This window comes from Endozoicomonas montiporae CL-33, assembly GCF_001583435.1.
GTDB classification, from domain to species: Bacteria; Pseudomonadota; Gammaproteobacteria; order Pseudomonadales; family Endozoicomonadaceae; genus Endozoicomonas_A; species Endozoicomonas_A montiporae.
Genome location: NZ_CP013251.1, coordinates 1,946,615 through 1,970,889, shown reverse-complemented (window position 1 = coordinate 1,970,889; position 24,275 = coordinate 1,946,615). Strand labels below are relative to the sequence as shown.

Annotated in this window: 24 protein-coding genes, 2 pseudogenes and 1 riboswitch; of the genes and pseudogenes, 15 read left to right on the top strand and 11 right to left on the bottom strand. The window is 47.6% G+C overall.

Annotation, left to right across the window (positions count from 1 at the left end; genetic code table 11):
- The first annotated feature begins 67 nt into the window (after positions 1-67).
- Positions 68-211: riboswitch (molybdenum cofactor riboswitch) on the top strand.
- From moaA to EZMO1_RS08825, 5 genes and pseudogenes are all read left to right on the top strand, one after another.
- Positions 200-1,180 carry a GTP 3',8-cyclase MoaA gene (gene moaA, locus EZMO1_RS08850; protein ID WP_034874093.1) on the top strand — a complete coding sequence of 327 codons (981 nt, stop codon included), beginning with the start codon at positions 200-202 and terminating at the stop codon, positions 1,178-1,180. Its footprint overlaps the riboswitch before it by 12 nt.
- 221 nt (positions 1,181-1,401) lie before the next feature.
- Complete coding sequence (locus EZMO1_RS08845; protein ID WP_051789609.1) at positions 1,402-2,067, top strand: TorD/DmsD family molecular chaperone; 666 nt, start codon at positions 1,402-1,404, stop codon at positions 2,065-2,067.
- Between the two features lie 53 nt (positions 2,068-2,120).
- Positions 2,121-2,642, top strand: coding sequence for a 4Fe-4S binding protein (locus tag EZMO1_RS08840; protein WP_051789611.1), 522 nt, complete (start codon positions 2,121-2,123; stop codon positions 2,640-2,642).
- A gap of 468 nt (positions 2,643-3,110) precedes the next feature.
- A complete protein-coding gene (locus EZMO1_RS08835) occupies positions 3,111-3,815 on the top strand; it encodes a hypothetical protein (RefSeq protein WP_145912539.1) in 705 nt (234 codons plus the stop codon).
- A gap of 208 nt (positions 3,816-4,023) precedes the next feature.
- A pseudogene (locus tag EZMO1_RS08825) lies at positions 4,024-5,129 on the top strand (IS3 family transposase).
- Positions 5,130-5,157: 28 nt separating this feature from the next.
- On the opposite strand, the gene EZMO1_RS08820 reads toward EZMO1_RS08825, so the two are convergent.
- Positions 5,158-5,553: a hypothetical protein gene (locus EZMO1_RS08820; protein WP_061509382.1), complete on the bottom strand. Its 396-nt coding sequence runs from the start codon at positions 5,551-5,553 to the stop codon at positions 5,158-5,160.
- A gap of 319 nt (positions 5,554-5,872) precedes the next feature.
- Here EZMO1_RS08820 and EZMO1_RS26665 point away from each other — a divergent pair, with 319 nt between their 5' ends.
- The 3 genes from EZMO1_RS26665 to EZMO1_RS08805 all read left to right on the top strand — a co-directional run bounded on the left by EZMO1_RS26665 (position 5,873) and on the right by EZMO1_RS08805 (position 7,351).
- Positions 5,873-6,031, top strand: coding sequence for an IS1-like element transposase (locus tag EZMO1_RS26665; protein ID WP_034872907.1), 159 nt, complete (start codon positions 5,873-5,875; stop codon positions 6,029-6,031).
- Positions 6,025-6,201 carry an IS1 family transposase gene (locus EZMO1_RS28060; protein ID WP_086936470.1) on the top strand — a complete coding sequence of 59 codons (177 nt, stop codon included), beginning with the start codon at positions 6,025-6,027 and terminating at the stop codon, positions 6,199-6,201. The genes EZMO1_RS26665 and EZMO1_RS28060 overlap by 7 nt, the downstream gene beginning before the upstream one ends.
- A 42-nt stretch (positions 6,202-6,243) precedes the next feature.
- A protein-coding gene (locus EZMO1_RS08805; protein WP_145912435.1) for an IS3 family transposase occupies positions 6,244-7,351 on the top strand; the annotation gives its coding sequence in 2 pieces (ribosomal slippage) (positions 6,244-6,512 and positions 6,511-7,351; 1,110 coding nt in all).
- Between the two features lie 23 nt (positions 7,352-7,374).
- Here the strand turns inward: EZMO1_RS08805 and EZMO1_RS27770 are convergent.
- Positions 7,375-7,803, bottom strand: coding sequence for a maltose acetyltransferase domain-containing protein (locus EZMO1_RS27770; protein ID WP_051789613.1), 429 nt, complete (start codon positions 7,801-7,803; stop codon positions 7,375-7,377).
- 45 nt (positions 7,804-7,848) lie between these two features.
- On the opposite strand from EZMO1_RS27770, the gene EZMO1_RS08795 reads away from it, so the two are divergent.
- On the top strand, positions 7,849-9,150 hold the full coding sequence (locus EZMO1_RS08795) for an ISKra4 family transposase (RefSeq protein ID WP_034874099.1): 1,302 nt from the start codon (positions 7,849-7,851) through the stop codon (positions 9,148-9,150).
- 356 nt (positions 9,151-9,506) lie between these two features.
- Entirely contained in the window at positions 9,507-9,806 is a 300-nt protein-coding gene (locus EZMO1_RS08790) for a hypothetical protein (RefSeq protein WP_034874101.1), read from the top strand.
- A gap of 75 nt (positions 9,807-9,881) precedes the next feature.
- Here the strand turns inward: EZMO1_RS08790 and EZMO1_RS08785 are convergent, their stop codons facing one another.
- The 4 genes from EZMO1_RS08785 to EZMO1_RS08770 all read right to left on the bottom strand — a co-directional run bounded on the left by EZMO1_RS08785 (position 9,882) and on the right by EZMO1_RS08770 (position 13,498).
- Positions 9,882-11,252 carry an IS4 family transposase gene (locus EZMO1_RS08785; RefSeq protein ID WP_222842215.1) on the bottom strand — a complete coding sequence of 457 codons (1,371 nt, stop codon included), beginning with the start codon at positions 11,250-11,252 and terminating at the stop codon, positions 9,882-9,884.
- 130 nt (positions 11,253-11,382) lie between these two features.
- Positions 11,383-11,715: a class I SAM-dependent methyltransferase gene (locus EZMO1_RS08780; RefSeq protein WP_222842214.1), complete on the bottom strand. Its 333-nt coding sequence runs from the start codon at positions 11,713-11,715 to the stop codon at positions 11,383-11,385.
- 340 nt (positions 11,716-12,055) lie between these two features.
- Complete coding sequence (locus EZMO1_RS08775; RefSeq protein WP_145912538.1) at positions 12,056-12,262, bottom strand: DUF342 domain-containing protein; 207 nt, start codon at positions 12,260-12,262, stop codon at positions 12,056-12,058.
- Between the two features lie 81 nt (positions 12,263-12,343).
- On the bottom strand, positions 12,344-13,498 hold the full coding sequence (locus EZMO1_RS08770; RefSeq protein WP_034874109.1) for a Na/Pi symporter: 1,155 nt from the start codon (positions 13,496-13,498) through the stop codon (positions 12,344-12,346).
- Positions 13,499-13,931: 433 nt separating this feature from the next.
- Between EZMO1_RS08770 and EZMO1_RS08765 the strand changes: the two genes are divergently transcribed.
- Both EZMO1_RS08765 and EZMO1_RS26660 read left to right on the top strand, forming a co-directional pair.
- Positions 13,932-14,444 (top strand): RDD family protein, encoded by a 513-nt coding sequence (locus EZMO1_RS08765; protein WP_051789617.1) that lies wholly within the window; start codon positions 13,932-13,934, stop codon positions 14,442-14,444.
- Between the two features lie 183 nt (positions 14,445-14,627).
- Complete coding sequence (locus EZMO1_RS26660) at positions 14,628-14,795, top strand: hypothetical protein (protein WP_160174027.1); 168 nt, start codon at positions 14,628-14,630, stop codon at positions 14,793-14,795.
- 164 nt (positions 14,796-14,959) lie between these two features.
- On the opposite strand, the gene lptG is transcribed toward EZMO1_RS26660, so the two are convergent.
- A complete protein-coding gene (gene lptG, locus EZMO1_RS08760) occupies positions 14,960-16,018 on the bottom strand; it encodes an LPS export ABC transporter permease LptG (RefSeq protein WP_034874113.1) in 1,059 nt (352 codons plus the stop codon).
- Complete coding sequence (lptF, locus tag EZMO1_RS08755; protein ID WP_034874115.1) at positions 16,011-17,117, bottom strand: LPS export ABC transporter permease LptF; 1,107 nt, start codon at positions 17,115-17,117, stop codon at positions 16,011-16,013. Before lptF ends, lptG begins: the two co-directional genes overlap by 8 nt.
- 359 nt (positions 17,118-17,476) lie before the next feature.
- Here lptF and EZMO1_RS08750 point away from each other — a divergent pair, with 359 nt between their 5' ends.
- Positions 17,477-18,958: a leucyl aminopeptidase gene (locus tag EZMO1_RS08750; protein WP_034874117.1), complete on the top strand. Its 1,482-nt coding sequence runs from the start codon at positions 17,477-17,479 to the stop codon at positions 18,956-18,958.
- A gap of 42 nt (positions 18,959-19,000) precedes the next feature.
- On the opposite strand, the gene uhpC is transcribed toward EZMO1_RS08750, so the two are convergent.
- Positions 19,001-20,344, bottom strand: coding sequence for an MFS transporter family glucose-6-phosphate receptor UhpC (uhpC, locus tag EZMO1_RS08745; protein ID WP_051789619.1), 1,344 nt, complete (start codon positions 20,342-20,344; stop codon positions 19,001-19,003).
- A 363-nt stretch (positions 20,345-20,707) separates the two neighbouring features.
- A complete protein-coding gene (locus tag EZMO1_RS08740) occupies positions 20,708-21,958 on the bottom strand; it encodes a hypothetical protein (protein ID WP_145912537.1) in 1,251 nt (416 codons plus the stop codon).
- A 291-nt stretch (positions 21,959-22,249) separates the two neighbouring features.
- Here EZMO1_RS08740 and EZMO1_RS08735 point away from each other — a divergent pair, with 291 nt between their 5' ends.
- Both EZMO1_RS08735 and EZMO1_RS08730 read left to right on the top strand, forming a co-directional pair.
- A complete protein-coding gene (locus EZMO1_RS08735; protein ID WP_034874121.1) occupies positions 22,250-22,693 on the top strand; it encodes a DNA polymerase III subunit chi in 444 nt (147 codons plus the stop codon).
- On the top strand, positions 22,690-23,076 hold the full coding sequence (locus EZMO1_RS08730) for a hypothetical protein (RefSeq protein ID WP_034874123.1): 387 nt from the start codon (positions 22,690-22,692) through the stop codon (positions 23,074-23,076). Before EZMO1_RS08735 ends, EZMO1_RS08730 begins: the two co-directional genes overlap by 4 nt.
- On the opposite strand, the pseudogene EZMO1_RS27600 reads toward EZMO1_RS08730, so the two are convergent.
- Positions 23,071-23,949 (bottom strand): annotated as a pseudogene (locus EZMO1_RS27600) (exo-alpha-sialidase). The gene EZMO1_RS08730 and the pseudogene EZMO1_RS27600 overlap by 6 nt on opposite strands.
- Positions 23,950-24,275: the final 326 nt, after the last annotated feature.

Below are 24,275 nucleotides of genomic sequence, written 5' to 3'. Positions count from 1 at the left end.
TTCACAAAGCGGCATTTCCATATAGCAATCACCGTGACAGATGGTTAGGATAGCCCGTAACAACTCTATCTTTAAAGAGCGCCGAGCTTCCGGGCCTAAACCCATGGCATGGTTCTGAAGCCGTAGCAGAAAGATGTGCGCGCTGCTACCAGGGTGCTGACAGAAATGTCAGTGCCTCCCGTATTTGGAAAGGTGTTTGATGCTACGTTTGCAAGACAATCAGGGGCGGACTTTCCCCTATCTAAGACTCTCTGTTACTGATCTGTGTAACTTCCGCTGTAACTACTGCTTACCGGACGGGTGTGAAGAGCACCATCACAAAGAATCCCTGACCGTGGATGAAATCCGCCGTCTGGTGACCGCCTTCGCCCGACTGGGTGTTGAAAAAGTGCGTATTACCGGCGGAGAGCCGACTCTGCGTCATGAATTTAACAGCATTGTCACCACGATCAAACAGATTCCCGGTATTCAGACCGTTGCCATGACCACCAATGGTTACAAGATGGATCAGCGGATTGAATCCTGGCTGGAAGCCGGGGTGGATGCCATCAATGTCAGCGTTGACAGCCTGGACGCCCGCGGCTTTGAAACCATTACCGGCCATAACCGTCTGCAGGAAACCCTCAGCGGCATCGACAAAGGGTTTGAACTGGGCATGACCGGTTTCAAGGTTAATGCCGTTTTGATGCGCGGTCACAACGCTGATCAACTGCCCGACTTCCTGAACTGGATTAAAGAGCAACCCATTACTCTGCGTTTCATCGAGCTGATGCAAACCGGTGACAATCAGGATTTCTTTAACCAGCATCATCTGGAAGGCAGTACTGTCCGTGATCAACTGCTTGAAAGCGGCTGGGTAAGAGTCGCCCGACACAAGTCTGCCGGTCCGGCGCAGGAGTACTTCCACCCGGACTATCGTGGTCGTATTGGCCTGATCACGCCTTATTCACCGGACTTCTGCGAAGACTGTAACCGCCTGCGGGTGAACAGTCTGGGCAAGTTGCAACTGTGCCTGTTTGGTGATCAGGGTTACGATCTCAGGCATCTGCTGCAGAACGATGAACAGCAGCCGGAACTGATCAGCCGTATTCAGAACTTCCTGCAACTGAAGCAGGATAAGCACTTTTTGCAGAACGGTTACACCGGAGGCACTGCCACTCTGGCGCAAATTGGTGGCTGAGAGGCATTCCGAAAATAGCGCCCCTCAGTTTTCAATCTGACCATACTCGCACTTTCTCCGGGAGCCTTCCCGGAGCATTCTCACCGGAACATTCTCCACTGAGCACTGTGCTGAAGACGAAACCGCTATCGGAAAAGCCCCAAGAGACTTCCCTGTCCCGAAATGGGATTATTTCTTTCACAGAGCCTGCTATTTCACTCTTTGTTTGACGAGACATCATCATGACCAACGAAGCCCGAACGATTCTGGCGGATTTTCAATTTTCCTGTCAGCTGCTCTACCAGTGCCTGCATCAGTCACCTGACGCAGGGTTTCTGGAACAGCTGAAGCAACTGGCCGAGCATGGGCAGGACGGCGTACCAGAGAATGATATCGACAAAGGTCTGGCGCTGATTGCTCAAGGCTTACAGAGCCTGAATGAAGCCACGGTTAAACATATAAAAGCAGACTACGCCGAACTGTTCGTCGGCCCCGCAGAGCTGAAAGCAGCGCCCTGGGCTTCAGTGTATCTGACCGAAGAGCAGACACTGTGTGGAGAACCGACTCTGGCCGTCAAACAGTTTTATCGGGAATGCGGTGTTGAAATAGACACAGGCACACGGGAACCGGAAGACCACCTTGGACTGATGTTTGCGTTTATGGCCGAACGTTTAGCCAAAATGGTGGAAACAGAAACCGACAGCGCCTGTCTGGACACCCAGCGCGCGGTATTAAAAGATTTCCTCAGTGAACATGTGCTGACATGGGCTCCGCATTTTCTGGACATCCTGTACGACAATGCACAAACCGATGTATACCGTGGCATCAGCCTGCTGGCAAAAGGCAGTCTGGAGCAACTGGCGACACTGACGGAAGCCGAGTTCCGTATCGCCAGACTGTACCGCTGAACAGTTGCTTAAACACTATTTAACGACTGCTGAACTTTGGAAGGGTTAGATCGATGAATGCCCATGAAGAGCTTGAGTCCCCCAATCGCCGCGCACTGTTTCGGCGACTGGTAAAACCCAAACCGGTTGAATTGCCTGAATCGATCTACCCGCGCCCGCCCTGGGCGCTGGACAACCCAAGCTTTCTGGCGCTGTGTAACCGTTGTGATCAGTGTATCGATGCCTGCCCACAACGGGTGATTCGCCGTTCTGAAGAAAAACACCCGGTACTGGAAAACCTGCCGGTATTGTCACTGGATTATGGTAGCTGTACCTTCTGCAACCTGTGCGTTGATCAGTGCCCGACCGGTGCCCTGGACAAAGAAAACGGCCGTCGTATACAAGCCATCGCCAGGGTCAGTGGTCACTGTCAGCTCGCCCTGAACCAGCCCTGTGACTTCTGCATTGATGCTTGTGAAGAAGACGCCATTGAGATTCAAAACAACCGTATACAGATTGATGAAGCCCTGTGTACCGGCTGCGGTGAATGCTCGCTGGACTGTTACGACAAAGCCATCACATTGCATAGCCGTTAATGACCGCCAACTGCCAGGTTATACAAATTCCGTCTTCTAAACATGAATTGGTATAATTGCTGACTGCGATTATCCACCGGTAAATACTGGGAGGCTGACCGAGAATAGCGCCCGTAGCGAGGATCGTAGAAAATTGAAGATAAAAATTCGGTTTTGAGAGGAGAATAGCGAGCTATTTGAGGAACAAAATCGGATTTTTAGACCAACTTACTACGACCACACGACGGCATGGATGCCGGAGCTAGAGCAACGCAGGAGCAGTTGCCGGTAGGGCAGACTATTCTCGGACAGGCTCCTAGTGGCGTGCCGAAGGCGCGTCCGCTGGAAAACTTTTTTAGCCGCCTATTCAGGGCTATGATGTGTTCATTACATGGCAGCTTGGTATAAAAAATTAACATGTGCAATTTCAATTATGCTTTGTGTTTTTACACTGTTCTGTTCATTTTATCAGGCTTAACCGTTCAGAGCGTGAATGCAGCGAATTGTTCATACTGCGGTAAAGAAATCACTGAAGCATGTAGTCACTGTCCTAACTGCAAAATGCCAATAGCCCCAACTTCAAACAGCTTTTACTCGCCCTTCACTCTCCCTAGTATTGTTGATGCAGGAACGATATCAATGATAAGCTTACTTTCTTCCTTAAATACTTATGAACAACAAAGTAGTGATTGGTACAAAGAGGGCAAAGATCTTTTAAAGCAGGCACGTGAATATAAAAACTTTGCCAGTTGGCAACAAGTTTTAATACATGCCAGTTTACCTGAAGGAGTCGATAACGGCTATAGCTATTTATTAAAAGCTGTTGCTTTTAGAAATCTTCGTAACCTGGAAGCTGCTATTAAAGTAGCTGAAAAGTTTTTAAATATCTATCAAAACAATTTCACTATAAATAATTATAATACAATTCTTTATGAAATTGCCTTTAGCAGCTTTTTATCACATAATTATGAGGCATCAGTTTTATATTTTTCAAGATATTTTTCTTCAACGTCGGATGATAATATTACAGAACAAAGTGTTAACAATGCCTATTCAAGTGCAATAAAGGTTCTTGAAAAAAATCCAAAAAATATGGATGCCAAAGAACTCTTGAGAATTTGTTATTCTAGATTTAAAAACAAGTTAAGTAGTAAAGCAAAATTTAAATTTGAAAGTGAAGGAACCATGTATTAAAAATAACATTTGATATGTGGTAAGCAACAGCTTCTATATATGTGGCTAACGCCTGATTCAAGGGCGCCACCGCAGGCGCGGTCCCTTGGAACCATTTGTTAGGACTACTCTTTCCGTGTAGATACAAAACTGTATGATGGACCCCATAAACTGGACAGGTAGCTAAGTTAAGTTTTCTGGCTGTAAGATGACCCTGCAGGAGGGAATCATGACAGCAAAAAGAAAACGACATAAGCCCGAATTTAAGGCACAGGTAGCACTCGAAGCCTACAAGGGCGAAAAGACCATAAACCAGCTGGCAAGCGAACACGAAGTTGCAGCCGTTCAGGTTAGCCAGTGGAAGCGACAGCTACTCCAGGGGGTTCCAGAAGTCTTCGGCAGGGCACGGCCAGAGGTAGATCCAGATGTGCTCACTGCCCCCCTGTATCAGGAGATCGGACGGCTTAAAATGGAGCTGGACTGGTTGAAAAAAAAATCTGGCAATGTCCATTGATGACAAACGGAGATGCATAGACCCGGATCACTCGAAGATCAGCATTCAGCGCCAATGTGAACTGGTTGGGTTAAGCAGGTCAAGCTGGTATTACCAAGCTTCTCCAGCTTTGGAAAGCCCTGAGAATCTGAATCTGATGAGGCTCATTGATGAGCAGTATACACGTACACCGTTTTACGGCAGTCGTAAGATAACTGCATGGCTGAATGAGCAGGGCTTTCCGGTCAACAGGAAGCGTATACAGCGACTTATGAGGCTGATGGGCATACAGGCTGTCGGACCAAAACCGGGCACAAGCCTGAGAAACAAAGAGCATAAGGTTTACCCGTACTTGTTGAACGGCGTTGATATTGTGAGACCCAATCAGGTCTGGAGTACTGATATTACGTACTGCCCGATGCCTCAGGGGTTTATGTATCTGGTTGCCATTATTGACTGGTACAGCCGTTACGTGGTCAGCTGGGAGCTGTCGAACACACTGGATGCAGACTTCTGTATTCATGCGCTGGGTCGAGCTTTGGAACAAGGTGAACCTGATATATTCAACACTGACCAAGGGTGTCAGTTTACCAGTAATGATTTTCTGGCACCTCTTCAGGAACGGGAAATACGTATCAGCATGGACGGGAAAGGGCGAGCACTGGATAACATTTTTGTCGAGAGGCTGTGGCGCTCCGTCAAACATGAATGGCTGTACACGCATGAATTTCAGACTGTTCCAGAGCTTTACTGGGCTGGATGAATACTTTGAGTTTTACAACACTGAACGATTACACCAGTCGTTGAGTTATAAAACGCCTAAGGCAATTCACTTTGCATGAGGGCTTTGGACCACTGCCAGGACTTAACTTAAATTTGTTGGTTTACTGTCTTGACAGTGGGGTCCACCATACTGCGAGAATAAACCTCTTCCAGCCTGTGCTCTCCAGTTTTGGTAAATCGAAGAAAACCATGTTTACCTTTATATGCAGTATTTGATGGTTTCATGTTTAAATCATGACAATGAAAACCGATTAAACGTAAGATTCGTGATGCCTTACTTAAATTACACTTTATAACTTTTTCTAAATAAGGAACAGAGCCACTCTTCCACCTGTTAAACTCATTTTTATCTAGCAGCTCCATTGAAACAAACACATTAATTGGTGTTATGTACTTTTTCCTTTTGAGACAATTTTCAACGGCTTCAACTACTTTTGGATAAAATTTATCTTCCTTGTAGTTGTTTACAGTTAATTTATTCATAACTATTTACATCAAAGTATAAAAATTGCGCTGACTTTAGCAGATTGTAGAATGAACATCATCTTTATTCTGTTTTCCGGCTTCTTCTATTTCAAGATTTTTTTGGAAGAGTGCGTGGGTAGTGGCACAGTTCTGTGATTCTAGCCCTGTCTGCTAAAATACGACATTCGGCAACTTTGAAAAATGCGGTTTAAAAATGTGCCTTACGCAAGTCCTCTGTACAACATGTGGCAGTAACCAAGTTCGGCCTTTCGGATACAGCACTCATGATGTTCCACGATACTATTGCTGTAATGACAAATGTGAAATCAAAACCTTCATGCTTGAATATCGCTACAAGGCCTGTGAGCCTGGCGTTAAAGAAAAAATCATCGATATGGCAATAAATGGCAGCGGAATCAGGGATACAAGTAAAGTACTCGGAATAAGCAAGACAACAGTAATAAAGACTCTAAAAAAAAAGAAAGCGGTCTGGTAAAGGTCAACCCAAATATTCAAACTATTGATCTCAAGTCAGATGCAATTATTCATTTAGGGCTTGTCTGCCAAGAGGCTGAGCTAGATGAGCAGTGGTCGTATGTTCATGATAAATCGAACCAACGCTGGCTTTGGTATATGATGGACCCCATAAACTGGACAGGTAGCTAAGTTAAGTTTTCTGGCTGTAAGATGACCCTGCAGGAGGGAATCATGACAGCAAAAAGAAAACGACATAAGCCCGAATTTAAGGCACAGGTAGCACTCGAAGCCTACAAGGGCGAAAAGACCATAAACCAGCTGGCAAGCGAACACGAAGTTGCAGCCGTTCAGGTTAGCCAGTGGAAGCGACAGCTACTCCAGGGGGTTCCAGAAGTCTTCGGCAGGGCACGGCCAGAGGTAGATCCAGATGCGCTCACTGCCCCCCTGTATCAGGAGATCGGACGGCTTAAAATGGAGCTGGACTGGTTGAAAAAAAAATCTGGCAATGTCCATTGATGACAAACGGAGATGCATAGACCCGGATCACTCGAAGATCAGCATTCAGCGCCAATGTGAACTGGTTGGGTTAAGCAGGTCAAGCTGGTATTACCAAGCTTCTCCAGCTTTGGAAAGCCCTGAGAATCTGAATCTGATGAGGCTCATTGATGAGCAGTATACACGTACACCGTTTTACGGCAGTCGTAAGATAACTGCATGGCTGAATGAGCAGGGCTTTCCGGTCAACAGGAAGCGTATACAGCGACTTATGAGGCTGATGGGCATACAGGCTGTCGGACCAAAACCGGGCACAAGCCTGAGAAACAAAGAGCATAAGGTTTACCCGTACTTGTTGAACGGCGTTGATATTGTGAGACCCAATCAGGTCTGGAGTACTGATATTACGTACTGCCCGATGCCTCAGGGGTTTATGTATCTGGTTGCCATTATTGACTGGTACAGCCGTTACGTGGTCAGCTGGGAGCTGTCGAACACACTGGATGCAGACTTCTGTATTCATGCGCTGGGTCGAGCTTTGGAACAAGGTGAACCTGATATATTCAACACTGACCAAGGGTGTCAGTTTACCAGTAATGATTTTCTGGCACCTCTTCAGGAACGGGAAATACGTATCAGCATGGACGGGAAAGGGCGAGCACTGGATAACATTTTTGTCGAGAGGCTGTGGCGCTCCGTCAAACATGAATGGCTGTACACGCATGAATTTCAGACTGTTCCAGAGCTTTATACTGGGCTGGATGAATACTTTGAGTTTTACAACACTGAACGATTACACCAGTCGTTGAGTTATAAAACGCCTAAGGCAATTCACTTTGCATGAGGGCTTTGGACCACTGCCAGGACTTAACTTAAATTTGTTGGTTTACTGTCTTGACAGTGGGGTCCACCATAATATGTATAGCGAGTGTTAGCATCTATTGGATGACCCGCTGTACAAATAGTCACATTGGGACCTATCATCACATAATCACCAATAGTAACCTTGCTGCAATCTAGGATTACTCCATTAAAGTTCATGTAAAAGTTTTTACCTACTTCAATGTTGTATCCGTAATCGCAACAAAAATTACCATTTAATTGTGTAGTTACATCCGCTTTTGAAAAAAGCTTCTGAATTAAAAGATTTTTCTCTTTATTGTCAAAGTTAGTATTGATTTGATGGCAAAGTTTCTTCGCAAACAATCTATCTTCAGGCAGTCCTTCTGCATCAGGATTATACAGCATTCCACTAATTAGGGTGTAAGCGGTAATTAATGTAGGAAGAAACAACATTTTCTGTCTATTTTAAGATATTGAAAATCTTACAGCCTTCACCATATGCCCGCTCAAGTTATCTCTTCAGAAAACAACGAAACGCAGATCCTGATTACCATCCAGCATGGTGACTCAATGCTTGACTTTGAGACTGCTCTTCAGGGTAGCCTCAACGAAGCAGGCGTGCTTGGGGTAGAAAAACAGCTTGAAGCCATGGACACCGATGGTTCGCCTATAAAAGTAGGCGGGATTACCATGAGCAGCAAGCACAAAAAAGAACCCAAAGTGTATGAAACTTCATGGGGTTCCGTTAAGTTGGCACGCTATGTATATCAAAGCAGTCAGGGTGGTGAAACCTTTTGTCCCCTGGATCAGAATGCGCGAATCATTGTCAACTCGACTCCTGCTTTTGCCCGGCTCGTCAGTTGGAAATATGCACAAATGGCTGCTCCCCAGGTAGAAGAAGACTTACTACAAAACCATGGCCGCAAGAGTAGTCGTTCGACGCTTAGAGATCTGGCTGATGTCGTAGCAAGCATCGCTCAGGCAAAAGAAGAAAAATGGGCATACGACATACCCGATTTGCCTAAGGCAGTAAAAACAATAGGCATCGGCCTTGATGGAGCCAACCTTCTTTATTACGAAGGCTATCGTGAAGCCATGTGTGGCACGATAAGCCTTTATGATGACGAAGGGGAGCGGCTCCATACCATCTATTGTGCAGAGGCACCAGAATACGGCAAGGGAACCTTTAAAAGCAGATTTTCAAGAGAAATCAACAAGGTTAAAGCGCGATATCCTGATGCAGTTTATGTGGGAATTGCTGACGGAGCAGCGGATAACTGGACTTTTTTAGAGCCCTTTACAACCGTGCAGGTGCTGGACTTTTACCATGTCTCTGAATATGTTGCCGGGGCTGCTGAGGCTCTTTATCCCGGCAAAAAAGCATCACAGGAGAGGCATGCATGGTTGAAGCAGAAACTACACGACTTGAAACATGAAAAGGGTGCAGCCAAAAGACTTCAGGAAGAGCTTGATAGTGCAAAGCCAGGCAACAACCGTACTGCGTCTCTGGAAAAGTTAATCAGTGCCAGAACGTATTTCAAAAATCATTGGCATCAGATGATTTATCCGCAAGCGAGAGAGCAGAACTTGCCGATAGGTTCGGGAGTGACTGAAGCAGGCTGTAAAACATTGGTGAAACAGAGAATGTGCCGTTCAGGAATGCGCTGGAAGGAGCAGGGAGCATCGATGTTGCTGACGTTAAGGGCACTGGTTTGCACATCCGGATCCTGGAATGCATTTTGGTCAAAAATGAGCCGTTACGGATTCCCTGTCACACACAACCTTCCTCCAGTACATTAATTAGGCAGCACACCCACTAATTAAGCTTTTTTCTCTATTGCTAAGTTCTAACATCTTCTTACATTTAATATCGTACTAATGACCAATCTAGTTTTGTAAAGCAGTTTGCTCATTTAGACCATGCGTAACAATACCTAGAAGGCTATCCGAGAATAGACTGCCCTTCCGGCAACTGCTCCTGCGTTGCCCTAGCTCTGGCATCCATGCCGTCGTGCGGTGGCAGCAAATTGGTCTGAAAAATCGCTTTTGTTCGTCAAATAGCTCGCTATTCTCCTTACAAAACCGCTTTTTCATCCTCAATTTTCTGCCATCCTCGCTACGGGCGCTATTCTCGGACAACCTCCTAGGCGAGAGAAATGCTCTACCCTTACATTCGATATACAAAATCTATCAATCCCATAGTTATTGAGCTTCCACACCCGACAAATCCAGAGGCGGATGTGGCGATAATCGGAAGCAGAAAGCTTATCTCTCAACATTTGAGAAAAATTCTTGAATATTGCAATGAATTTTTTAACCGATATTCAGAAGAACTTGATGACAAAAGCAGACTTGGAATAATGATAGATTTACACGACATTCTGATTAAACACCTGCAACCAAAACTTGAAGAAGCATATACGAAATTTTGGGAAGCATCTGAACAGGTGATTTAGGAGCATAACGCCTGGTTCAGTCGCGCCGGCGGCGTCGGGTGGAGGAGCGAAGCCCCGGAGCAAACTGCTATCTCTTTAACACATCTCTACACCCCAGAACTGGCGAGCCATGCGCCAGACCTCGACGCCAATCTGTAGCTTTGCCCAGCCCTTCCAAATTGCCAGCCAACCAGGGCGACCTGTGCGTTTGGAGTTGCACCAGCCACCTGGTTTGGCAATGGTTTGGAACAACCAAATCAACGATGGCGGCTTGTCTGGTAACTTTTTACTTTCCATCTTTAACCAAAGCACCTGCCACTCATCATCACTGACTACCTGATTGGCTGGTGTTTCTTCATGCCACACTTCGTCATCAGTCCGCACATAAGGCAGCATGAGCGCCTCGCGTATTTGTATCAGCCTAACAGCCACAAACATCAGTATCACGGCCATGCGTTCAAGGTTATCTGCGCTTTGCATACGCTGACGCTCAACACCAGCACCTGTTTTCCAAGCTTTGTGAAATTCTTCTATGCGCCAACGGAGTTCATAAAACCGTAGCACCTTACGACAGTCTTCAAATGTCGCAATGGGCTCTGTGGTTAAAAGAATCCAGCACAGCTTATCTTCAGCGTCGTTCTTGATTTCCTGTGCTGTAACAACATTAACCTTGATTGGTTGAAGCCGACCTCCGGGTCTTTGTAGTGATTGAATGGTGACGCTTTTACTCTTTATTTGCAGGGTGGCCTTTCGCTCTTTTCTGCCACCACGCTGCGGGATTATAACGGTATAGCTACCCAGTACAGGCGTTTCTGCAACGGCATCAAACAGTAGTTTGTCGTTATCAATCAGGGTTCTGTTCTGTGTTGCCCGGACGATGAATCGCTGGTCATGTTTAAGCTTGTAGAGGGTATATTCGAAAATATCCGCTTCACGGTCACAGACGCTGATCGTTTTAGCCATAGCCTCACCCAACCTGCGCTCAATATTTTCTGAAGACTGCTGCCATTTAAAGCTCTCCTTCTCTTCGTAAGGTCGCTGTTTGCGTTGATGCTTTTGGCCACGCTGATCGTCATCTCTGATCCAGCGCTGCTGGTCAATGAGCCCCAAAGTCCGTTCTGTTTCGGCATCCAGCAACATAACAGAGTGAGCCCAAAATCCCTTGGTTATGGCGTCTTTCGGTCCACCCAAATCACCAAGCTTTGACCTTGCGGAATGTTTGTAACCAAGGGTTGTTGAATCCTCAAGAGCCAGAATAAGTTCAGAGTCCTGAAGAGCATGCAGAGTTGCTTGAAAGCCAGCCTCGGCAATGGCTTCAGGCTTAACAGCTTCATTTTCAATTAAGCGGTAACCGCCAACCAATAAGGACAGGTCACCTTCACAAGACTCAGCCAATGACGAACCCGTATGAGCGGATAGTTCCGCTGCTGTGTGCACCAGCCTTTTTGTACGACGTTGATCACCCAAATCAGCGCACCCAAAAGTAAGTTCTGCCCATTGTTCAGGAGGAAGTGGAAGCACAATCTTGACTCATCTGAAAAAAGGATAAGACAAGATTAGGAGATGTGTTAAAGAGATAGGAGCAAACTGCGGGGTATCAGGTTAGCTCTTGGGTACGTCGCAGCAAGCTGCGGGGATTAAACCCAAGGCTTCGTATTAAATCCCGGCCCTTGTGGCACAGGCCTTGGTGCATCAGTATCGAATTCTCAGAAAACTGTCCACAGTATTGGTTGTAATAAGTGACAGGCATTACTTCAGGGGTGTACTTTCTGGCTGCTGCCACCATTTCAGCCGACGCATCAATGCCAATGACTTGCCGAGCACCCAACCGACAAAACATCCGGCTATAATTACCCGCCCCGCTGGCAAGATCAAGCACTCGTTTATCTGCCACTGTTTGCAGCCATGTTAGCAGCGAATATCGTTCCATATCGGTACGAAACGCGTGATGATCTTTATTCTGGTTATACCAATTCCATTTTCTAAATATGATCATGAGCAAGCTATTTCAAATCGCTGGGCAAGGAAGAACGACGAGTAATAGCTGACTATTGCGAGGAGTTCCGACGCAGAGCCAGTGGTTTGAAATAACTGCGTAATTCATGTTTAGAAGATGGAATTGGTATTATAGGTTTCTACAACGTTTTTTGTGTCGAACATGCGATAACACTTTGGAATTGTCCAACCACAGAATAGACAATGAGCGTCGTGCAGACACAAAAAAGGCAGCGAATGGCTGCCTTGAATGAAACAACTAAATAACTAAGTACTTATGATTTATCAAAAAGCTTCATAAGGTTTTTAAACAGTGATGGTTTTTCCATCAACTGATCCAGCTCTTCTTCAATCACCTGATGCTGCTGACCTTCTCTCAGAGACCGCAACTCGTGTTTCAGTCGCTTCAGGTGCGCCTCTGTTGATTTGATTTCCTGCTTCAGCTTCTTTCTCTGCTTCTTGTACTGCTTCAGATCACTCATGGGCATTCCCAACGTCGTGTGACGTTTTCAGACAGCGCAGGCAGAAAGCTCTGCCTGCTGGATAAAGTAAAGTGTCGTCAATCAGCTGGTCAGCAAAATCAACAGGCCGGGAATGATGAAGAAAACACCAAACACATAACCAAAGACAACAGACTTACGACGACTGGCCACCTGTGCAAAACGACGGGCAGCATGATAGGGAATGCCACGCAGTGCAGGTACGCCGTAGATCAGCAGAACACCAGACACGTTAAACAGCAAATGTACCAGAGCAATCTGCAGACCCGCTGCCGCCATTGGTCCACTCAGGGAAATCGCCGCCAGCAGAGCCGTAATACAGGTACCAATGTTCGCCCCCAGGGTGAACGGATAAATGTCTTTCAGACGGAACACACCACTGCCGACCAGAGGAATCACCAGGCTGGTGGTGGTGGAAGAAGACTGAACCAGGAAGGTAATCAGGCTACCGGACGCAATACTGCCCACTGAACCGCTACCAATGGCTTTATGCATGAGGTCTTTGGCCCGACCCACCATCTGCTGCTTCAGGATTTTCCCCAGCAGACTGATGGACATAAATGTCAGTGCAAGACCAACCAATGCCAGTACAACACCACCAGACATGCCCGGCAGTGCGCTTTCTGCCACATTAGAGAATGCATTGGTCACCGGCTTGATCAGCGGCTTGATGAAATCGAAACCACCGACACTGGTGCTTGAGCCGCCATACAGCATATCGGTCAGGTAATCCGAGGACTTCGCCAGAAAACCGGTCGCCAGCTCCAGCGGCAGGAACAAAACAACAGCAAACAGGTTAAAGAAGCCATGGGCGGTAGCTGCCGAGAATGAACGACGGAACTGGTTACGCTTGCCCATGCTACCCAGACTGACCAGGGTAGAAGTCATGGTCGTACCAATGTTGATACCCATGATCATTGGAATCGCAGTACTCACCGGCAAACCGGCTGCCACCAGACCGACCGTAATGGAAGTGACCGTACTGGAAGACTGCACCATGGCGGTTGCCATAGTACCGACAATCAGTCCCATGAAAGGATTGGTCGCAAACTCAAACAGTGCTGCCGCACCGTCTTCGCCCCCTGCGGCCCATTTAAAGCCATCACCGATCAGACCCACGGCCACCAGCAGGGTGTATACCAACCCCAGTACAGCCAGCCAGGGCAGGAAAGAATTCGTTACGGCTCTGTTTTCGACAGAAGCACTCGTTGCTTGCATAGAAATCCCGGATTTCTCAAGTTAACGTTACCCACCCGGATCAGACAGGCTGACCCTGCGGGCACTTTTACATTGCAACCGCCAACTCATGACAGTTCGTTACAATGCAGTCCGTTTGAGGTCGGTACTTTAGGGATATAGGAAATGGCTGCAAATGTGGATTTCTACATATTAAATGTGGACACACCCTTACCTCTATATGCGTTTCTAACACTTTCAGCACAGTAACTGTCGCGCATCGGTCTTCAGGGTGATTATTCACCTAAGGCTTTCCTGACATTTACCTTCTTTGAACGGGTATAAAAAGCGCCCTTTACTGTCTGAGCAGCTGCTTTTAAAAAATTATTGATTTGAATGTCTGTTCAAGCGATAAAAGCTGATCCACAATGCAACAGACTGATAACGATAAAACAGCTCATGTTACGGAGTACACATGCAGTCAGAACAGCCAGCTATCAAAGTAGCCATGGTACACGCCCCGCTCTGGCGGCGACTGGCCGCTATGGTCTATGACGCTTTTCTGGTCATTTCACTGAGTTTTCTGGTCGGTTTCATTAATCTGGGTATTCTGATTAAGATCCACGGCACCGAACAGCTGAAACAGATGACTGACAACGGCGAATCTCTGGACAGTCCGGTTTTCTATGCTGCTCTCTTTCTAACCATCTTCAGTTTCTTTGCGTACTTCTGGACCCGTAAAGGCCAGACGCTGGGTATGCAGGCCTGGCGCATACACATTCTCAATGAAGACGGCAGTAAAATTACTGCACGGCAAGCTCTGGTCCGTTTCCTGATCGCTTTCCCATCCATTCTGGCAGGCTGCCTCGGTACTCTGTGGGTATTATGGGACAGAAACAGGAAAAGCTGGCAGGACTATGCATCAGGGTCAGGCACCTATCACCTGCCTAAAAATCACCTGCCTAAAAATCACCTGCCCAAAAAATAGGCGGCAGAGGTTGTTAATTACTAATCATTACAAAACAAAAAGATAAAAGCCGAAATATGTATTAGTACTTTTACTTACATGAGTTACAATCAACGAAGCGCATGACCATTTCGCGCTGAAACAAAGATTCGGCATTCCAAGATGCTCAGTGAGTGCCCTAAGTTTTATTTTCAGGAACAGGCCATGATCACTTCGCTGCAAAAAGCCATTCGTTCAGCCAGAGCCAAACTGGCGACCATGCTGCTTTCCATACAGCAGGATATGGAAAAGTCATTACAACCTGCTCCCATTCCTGTTAAACCCGTCCAACACCGGCAACACCGCAGAAGAGCACAAGGTTATCGCCGCTGATCGGTTATCCGGTCAGTGCGCATCAGCACAGTGAAAACGCTGAACATCCTCATTATTAATCCCCCCATGCTTCTGCCTGCCTGTTAAGGCGATATCTGATGATACCGCCTTAGCAAACACCTTCTACTTAGCGAGTCTTTAGCAAGTTCTGAGCAAGCCTTCAGTCAGGCGGCCTTTCGCAACAACAATGCCCCTACCAGAATGCAGATGCCAATCGGGAACAAAACAGAGAGTATCGGCGGAAATCCAAACACCAGACTGGAGGGACCCAGCAGGTTCTGCACGATCATAAAGACCACGCCGGTCACCACACCGGAGAAAATTCTCAACCCCATACTCACTGATCGCAGCGGACCAAAGACAAAGGATATTCCCACCAGCACCAGAGAAAAAATCGATAGCGGCTGCAAAGCCTTTTTCCAGAAAGCCAGGTCATACTCACCGGAGTCCAGACCCTGTTCATCCAGATAGTTGGTGTAGGTTTTCAAACCCGATATAGACAAAGCATCGGGATTGACCACCACCACCTTCAACAACGTTGTGGTCAGACTGGTGTCCCAGGGCTGAATGGTCGCCTGCTCTTCCACAAATTTCTCACCGTCAAAACGGCTGGTCACGACGTCTTCCAACAGCCAGTGGTCTTTCTGGTAGATAGCGCGCTTGGCAAACGAGCTTTCCTGCAGGCGCATGTTATCGTCAAATTTGTAGCGACTGACACCATAGAGCACACCATTAGGCTCAACGGCATTGAAATACATATATTCATTGCCTTCCCGGTGCCAGACACCTTCACCGGAATACGCCCCTTGGGAAGACCGCAAAATACGACGCTGGGTTTCTGCTATCTGTTCACTGACCGGCGACACGTATTCGCCAATCATTGAACCCACCACCACCATCAGCAAAGCGGGTTTCATAACAGACCAGACCATACGCCAAAGGGACACACCGGCTGCCCGCATGACCACCAGTTCACTGTTTGAAGCAAGACTACCCAGCCCCGCCAGACAACCAATCATGGCTGATACAGGAATAAACTCGTAGATTTTCTTGGGCATCAGCATAATGGTGTACAGCAGAGCATCCAGCGGCTGGTAATTGGCCCGCACATCGTCCAGCTGCCCCAGAAACGAAAACAGAGATTCCAGCAGTACCAGCACCACCAGCACCACCAGCATGGCCGCCAGTACATTCCATGCAATGTAACGGTCCAGTTTACGCATTGGCTTTACTCCGGCCCAGCTTCAGTTGCAGTGTCTCCTGCGACACCAGTAACAGGCCTATGGCCAGATAAATAGCATGCACCCACCAAACGCCAATACTGGCAGGAATTCGCTGGTCATCCACCGCACTGCGGGCAAACATCAGCAACGCCAGATAAAACAGGTACAGAAGTACACCTGGCAGTAACTTCACAAATCGTCCCTGTCGCGGATTCACACGGGAGAGTGGCACGGCCAGCAGAACAATAATAGGCACCAGCAAAGGTAATGAGAGTCGCCACTGCAACTCGGCAATAAGACGGGTGTCGTTCGATTTTATTAACACACTGGTGGGCAGAGCCTGTTCGCGGCTGATTTCTTCATTAATAGTACGTTCTTCCATACGCAGGCCATAGGTGTCGTACTCAATCACCCGTACATTGCCTACTCCGGGTATCATGTCATAACGGAAACCGTCATTCAGTATCAGGTAGCGCTGTCCCTGTTCCTCGGTAGTGGATATCCTGCCGCTGTCCGCTAACACCAGAGACATCACCGCACTGTTGGGATCGTCGGAACGACTGGCAATAAAGACTTTCTGCATTTGCTGACGATCGCCGCTCAGGGCTTCGGTGTAGGTAACCCGACTGCCCCCTTCCAACAACTGAAAACGCCCGGGCACCAGGGTATCAAACTCGGTCATGGCGTCCTGCTGGATCAACAACATTTCCACCTGCTGAATACCTTTCGGGGCAATATAAAGACTCAGGAACGCCACTAATGCCATCACACCCAGTGACGGAATCATGGTCATGCGCAACAGTTGCCCCTGACTCATGCCGGTGGCTCCGAGAATGGTCATTTCATTTTCTACATACAAACGACCGTAAGCCATGATGATCCCGAGAAACAGCCCGAGCGGTATGATCATCACCAGAAATTCCGGCATCCGGTAACCCATAATGGCGAACAAAAAATCGGCGTTCAACGCTCCACTGGCAGCCTGCGCCAGATAATTCACAAACCGCCCACTCATAATAATGAGCAGAACTACGCCAGTGACTGCGAGCATGACCTGCAGCATCTCTCTGGCTAAATATCGAAATATAATCGAAGGCATGATCGGTTTTCACAGTTCCGATAGCTGATAAGGGTCTGTTACTGCCGTCATCTTTAGTGGCTAATTTCCAAAACAAGCGTTCGTCAAACCAGCAGTAACCATTTAAACTACGTTTCGGAGCAGTTATACAACACTTCGGGATTCAGCAAGCTGTTAAAACGTAACAGATTACTGGAAATTCACATCCGAACTGTGTTCTGGTCAAATACTCCATCAGGTCATTATCTATCAATACAGCCTGAGTGTGTAGATGTGACCGCATAAAATACTGATATCGCCCAACAGGCTCAGTGAAAACCTTCGGTGACACAAACATGAGCCAGCGAACATGACAGGACCTACGTCCAACAGGAGCGTTCATGGAATTTGTTGTAAAAAGCGGCGCAGTGGCTAAACAGAAAGCCGGTCTGCTGGTCATTACGACAGACCAATCCGGTTTATCACCTGCAGCATCAGCCATCGATGAAGTCAGCAACGGTATGCTGACTTCGATTTTGAAGCGGGGAGACCTCCCTTATAAAGCCGGTAAGTCCGTGTTATTACCCGTTGTTCCTGAAGCAGCCTGCGACCAGTTGCTACTGGTCGCCACCGGTGAAGGCAAATCAGCGCTGAAAGAAAAAGACTATATAAAGGTGGTTAAGGCCATTGTTGCCCAACTGAAAGCAGGCACCATCAAAGACGCCATGATCTGTGTGGATGATGTTGATGTGGCAGAGCGCGACCAGTTCTGGAAAGTCCGTCAGCTGGTTGAAGCCATTGAGTATGGCTTTTACCGGTTTGAAGAATTCAAAAGCAAGCCAGCTCCGGCGGCCACACTGAAAAAAGTGACCATACTCACTGACCGTAAAGGCAGCAAACCTTCCAAAGACGCCGTTGAACAAGGGAAAGCCATTGCCTTTGGTCGCAACGTGGCGCGCACTCTGGGCAACCTGCCCGGCAATGTCTGCCACCCGACCTTTCTTGCAGATCAGGCAAAAGATCTGGCAAAGGGTAACGCCAAGCTAACCACCAAGGTGCTGGGCGAGGCCGACATGAAAAAGCTGGGCATGCACTCCCTGCTGTCAGTGGGTAACGGCTCGGCTCAGGAATCCAAACTGATACTGATGGATTACAAAGGTGGCAAAAAGGGTGATAAGCCGGTTGTTTTACTCGGTAAAGGCATCACCTTCGACACCGGCGGTATTTCTCTGAAACCCGGTGCAGCCATGGATGAAATGAAGTTCGATATGTGTGGTGCAGCCAGCATTCTGGGCGTTATGAATACCATTGTGCAGCTGGAACTACCGATGAACATCGTCGGCATGGTGGCTGCGGCAGAAAACATGCCCAGCAGCACAGCGACCCGCCCGGGCGATATTGTAACGTCCATGTCGGGCAAAACCATCGAGATTCTGAACACCGACGCAGAAGGCCGACTGGTACTGTGTGATGCTCTCACCTACGCCGAACGTTACAAACCCAAAGCCGTTGTTGACGTTGCCACCCTGACCGGCGCCTGCGTCATTGCCCTGGGACACCACACCACCGGCTTGCTCAGCAACAATGATGAACTGGCACAGCAGCTACTGACTGCTTCCAATGAAGCCATGGATAAGGCATGGCAACTGCCTATCGGTGAAGAATACGACGCCCAGCTGGACAGCAACTTTGCCGATATGGCAAACATCGGCGGTCGCCCCGGCGGCACCATCACTGCTGCCTGTTTCCTAGCTCGCTTCACCGAAGCTTATCCTTGGGCGCACCTTGATATTGCCGGTACCGCATGGTCTTCCGGAAAAGATAAAGGGGCGAGCGGACGACCTGTTCCTATGCTGACTCAGTATCTGCTGAATCAGCTCTAGCCAAAAAGCCTGTAGCTGAGAACCCTCAGTTACAGGCTTTACTCATCGAAGCTTTTTTTGATCGAAGCCTTCTCTGATCGAAGCTTTCTCTGATCGAAGCAATGGCAGTAGAATCATCAATATCAGAAAAGAACAGGTACTCAGGGTTATAAAGAAGCCGTCCCAGCCAAAAGATTCCATAACAAAGGCCAGAGGCAAACCCGCCATGGCTGCACCGAAGTAGGCAAACAGACTCACAAAACCACTGGCAGCACCGGCAGCCTCTTTATGCGAGTATTCTACCGCCGCCATGCCAATTAGCATCTGGGGGCCGTACACAAAAAAACCAATCAGGAAAAACAGCATCAGCTGAACAAAATAACCACTGACCGGAATCAACCATAAACCCGCCACACTCAACAAGACACCGATTGAAAAGATCGTATTCATGGGCGTGCGATTGCCGCCAAACCACCAGTCAGAACCCCAACCCGCCACCAGACACCCCATGAATCCTCCAATTTCAAGCACTGACAGAGCAGAGTTCGCCCGGGTCAGGGAGCAGTTATGGACTTCTGTAAGATATAAATTGCCCCAGTCACTGATGGCTATTCTCACGACGTAAACCAGTATGTAACAAAGCGCCAGCAACCACAGATAGCGATTGCTGATAACGTATTTGAAGAATATCGCCTTCAGAGGCAAGCCCTTACCTTCCTGCTCATGAGCGATTTCCAATTGATCGTTGCGCCACCTGCCAACCGATGGCAAACCCATTCGGGAAGGAATATCCCTTAACTCCACCAGCAGAATCAATGACACCACAAGGGCAAAAATACCCGCAGCATACATGCCAAACTGCCAACCCAGAGTGACCACAAAAAAACTCAGGGCCACCGGAGCAATAGCGCCACCAAGGTTGTGTGCTGTGTTCCAAAGCCCCCACCAGAAGCCCCGTTCCGTGCGTGAAAACCAGTTAGCCAGTATTTTGGAACAGGGCGGCCATCCCCAGCCCTGAAAGAACGCATTCACTGTCCAGAGGCTGGCAAAAGCCCAGAAAGAGGTACTCAAACCAAACAAAATATTAATGACACCGGTAAGAAACAGGCCGGCTGCCATAAAATAACGGGGATTTGAACGATCGCTAATGATGCCGCTGATAAACTTACTGGTGCCGTAGGTAAAATAGAACAGAGTGCCTATCAATCCGATATCGGTTTTATCCAGCCCGAGATCCTGAATCAGAACTGGCGTAATGTAAGTCAGCGACTTTCTGGTGATATAAAAAGCGGTATACCCTACATAAATGCCGATAAAGACATGCAGCCGCCAATAACGATACTTCCGATTGATAGCATCTGATTCAGCATTGCATGGCGGTTCGCTTGTCAATTTATCGCTAACCATAGAAGAATAACTAACCTGATATCGCTTTTTAAAAAAGACTGGTGCCGAATCAAAAAATGACTTTGAATTATTTGAATGCTTATTTTTTATAGACTGGCTGATCATTCAGACAGGAAGATTAGTTATAGCGGGTAAACCGACTCTTTGACAAATTCGGAGAGCAAATAAATAACAATTCTTTACAACTTAACAGACGAGGCTTTTCAGGTTCAGGGGAAAATATTGACTACTACTGGTCATTTTCAGGGGCATCAAGATAGCTATATCCAATCAGCGGGTTATGGCGGGCATCTCCAAAAGCAAGGTGATACCCACAGCAAGCAGAAGAATCAAATCATAAAATTATTATTCCTCTGGTTTACATTATCTGAAACGTTCAAATATCAACAAAATTCTGTGATTTAAGCCAGCCAGCGAAGTTTTAAGCATTGGCAGCCTGCCTTGCATATACTCTACTGCCACCGGACTTATCTTGTTAGCCTTGTATGACTCAATTGTACTTTCGGTCTGATAAACCAGCCCATGAACTTCACTGGAAAGAAAACGAAGCACTTCATTGGAGTGGCTACCAAAAATCCTTTGAAAATGGTCGATAATATATTCCTCGAAGTGTTTCAGAAAGCCATCAAAAAATTCTTTTGTATTGTCTTTAGTGCTATTTTGCTGATGATCTTTGAAGAGATTTGAACTGGAATTACCGTTATAAGAAACAGGCAGTTTCATGTGATTAAAATTCACCACCAGACCAGAAAGCCGGTCATTGGCATATTTAGCCGTATCAGGATTCAAATAAAGGCTGATCACCCCTGTCAGCGCTCTTAAATGATTGACGGCAACGATAAGACCATAGCTTTCTGGCTGATCTTTGTATCGATCAATAAATTCAACCATGCCCAGTGCGCTCTCCCGCTGCTGCCTGTACACTGCAACTTCATAATGAGCCGAACCCAGATTAAGCCACCTGATTAGTCTATCAAGCTTTCCGGGTTCCACAGGCTCAATCGGGCTGAACACCTCATTCATCTCCTCTCCAAGAGCTATGCGTTTTTCATCAATCACAGCCAAATCGTTAAATGCTTTTCTGACGCCATAGACATAGCCTGCCACATAACTGGTGGGTATCTCACTGACTGGCGCGTCGATCACACGCTGCAAATCCTGACTAATACGGGCGTGCAACCCTGAAGCCAAACCGAGGCGAAGAAAGTGTAAATAGTAGGCCTTTACTGTCCGGTTGATTGTTTCAGAGGCCACCAGATCAACGTCAGTATTCATTAGCTGGTAATAAGCGACCCATAGCAGGGCAATATCACGCTTCTGGTGGCTCAGCTCTAACGGGAGTGCCGGTGCCTCAGCCTTCTGATGTTTAAGTAGCGACACAACCATTCGTTTCAACTCATCAGCTTTATGATCAGTCACCTGGTCAAAACGTTTATGAATATCATCAATCAGTTTAAACAGGGTGAAAACTTGGCCATCCGCCCCTTGTTTGAGAATCCATACACCTTCGCTGTCAGCATCCAGAGTCATTCCGGCCATTGCCATCACTTGACTGATTTGCTTCCAGTCCATAGCCGGAACGCTCTGATAAAGTCGGGATATTTCTGACGTCACTTTTTTCTCAGCGACATAGTGACCAAGTCTTTTTGACTGTACCGCCGCATCAGCCCAAAGCGAGAAAGCAGCCGTTGAAACAATGAGACAAACAAGCGATTTGATTACTCTCTGGACTAACCTGTCCAACCCGAATAGTACTGGAAGCAGTCTATTGCTCAATGAATCATTACTGTTTTTTTTCATAAACGTTCTATCTATTACAGCTAAAAACAATAAATGTAGTCCAGAATCTCTCCGGCCATAGCCTTCAGTCTTTTCTCCCCACCCGTTTCCGATTACACTCTCGCTATGCCTCAAGTTACCTTCTACCTGCTGCAACAACAGTCCACAAAGGCTGTACGGGACTTCGCCTGTCGCCTGACCGACAAGGCGTGGCGTTCTGGCCTGCCTGTGCATATTCATACAGACAATGCCATTCAGTGCGAAACCATGGATCGCCTGCTGTGGGAGTGGCGCGAAGAACGCTTTTTGCCCCATGAAATCAGGGAGAATAATAAAGCGTCTCTGGCACCGATTACCCTTGGGCATACTGACCCGGGCAAGATCGAAGGCGCATTGCTGATTAATCTTGCCTCAGACATTCCGACGTTTTACAAGGGTTTTCATCGCACCTGTGAAATTGTTGACCAGAGTCCGGGACCCGTAGAAACGCTGAGGCAGAAGTTTCGTGATTACAAAACCGACGGGGTTAAACCTGAATTGCACGACATTGCTGCAGGAGGTCGGCATTGAATACTGAAAAAAACAGCGACCTGTTAAACGAGCTGGAACGCCTGAAGGTATTGCTGGATAAAGACAGTCTCTTTGAAAACACCGGCGAAAGCATTCCTCTGCTGACTGACATCATCGAAGGACAGTCAGACCCTGAAGCTGAACGACAAACCATTGCGGTGATCAACCTGAGCGAGCCTGTATCAGGCAGCGATGGCGATCCGGTTATCGAATTACGTCACCAGCTTCGTACCGAAGGCAGGCGACTGATTCGAACCCTGATTGATGAAGAGCTGGTTCGCATTGAAAGCCGGTTAAACAAAGAGCTGAATAACCATCTTGAAGAGCTACTGGATAAACTTCAGCCAGTATCCGACACGCCCAATTCGCCCTGGGAATCATAGCCACTGCAAACAGTGATAAGCAATGGAACGCCTATTCCAGCTGTACGTCACGTGCAACAACCCGTCCTGAGCGATAACAGCAGGGTACGAATACTCCCCTGCCGCAGTTTCTAGATGAATGGGTGATGACCAGCTGCGACCATTATCTTCCGAAACAAGAATGGAAAGTGGCGTCCTCTCACCCCAGTTCCCGGGTACAGGATTACAGACCAGTATCAGCGATTCACCTGCTTTTACCAGATCGATCCCGCTGTTGTTATTGGGAACCGTGGTTGAGTAGGCCTCACACCAGCTGTCACCGTAATCCATTGAATCACTGCGATACAAAACACCGCGGGTACTTCTCATTAGCATGTGAACATGCCCGGGTTGCGACTCCCACATTCCGGGCTGGATAACACCGTCCCACTGAAATGAGGTTTTCAGATCACTTTCCCACAGTTCGCCCGATTATAGGCCCGACCAGCCAGCGCGGACACTGGTTCCTGATGAAATATGCCGAAAAGGCACAGAACATTCATGCCATGATTCACCCTGATCCCGGGAACCGTCAACCCTGACATCCCAACAGTTCCCTGACTCAACAGAATTAGGCGCCAGCCAGTTACCATTACTCAGTACCAGTAGTTTATTTTTGACCGGCCCTCGCGGTGAAGTAGAGTCCGGCACCAGTGGTCGGGCACTGGACCAGCTATTTCCCAGATCAAACGAATGAATCACTTCAGTTATCCAGCTCTGAGGGTTGGCACCCACCTTATAAAACAGCCAGACAACGCCATCGGCAAAATGCAGCACTGGGTTCCAGCAAGGCAGACCAGACCCTACAGTCACTTGTTCCGGTTCACACCAGACTCCTGACCGCTGACGCACCATCCATATAGAACTATCACCAGCACCTTCAGAGCTACCGGCAAAAAAGGCAACCAGCTTGTCACCCTCCGGCAACAGGATCAGGGTCGAAGCATGACAGCTGCGAAAGGGGACGCATTCGGGATCAAACAGCAGACCGTTTTCAACCTGTCTCAGATTCTGATTCGCCTTCATAGGGGGCACAACCGTTTAACTTTTTAACCGTTTAACCTTTTAACCGTTTAATCTCTTAACAACGACGACAACAGGATAACGGGTAATTACCCATCATCCACAGCCAGAGATCAAGAAATAAACCTGACCAAATACACCCTTACAGACCTTAGCCA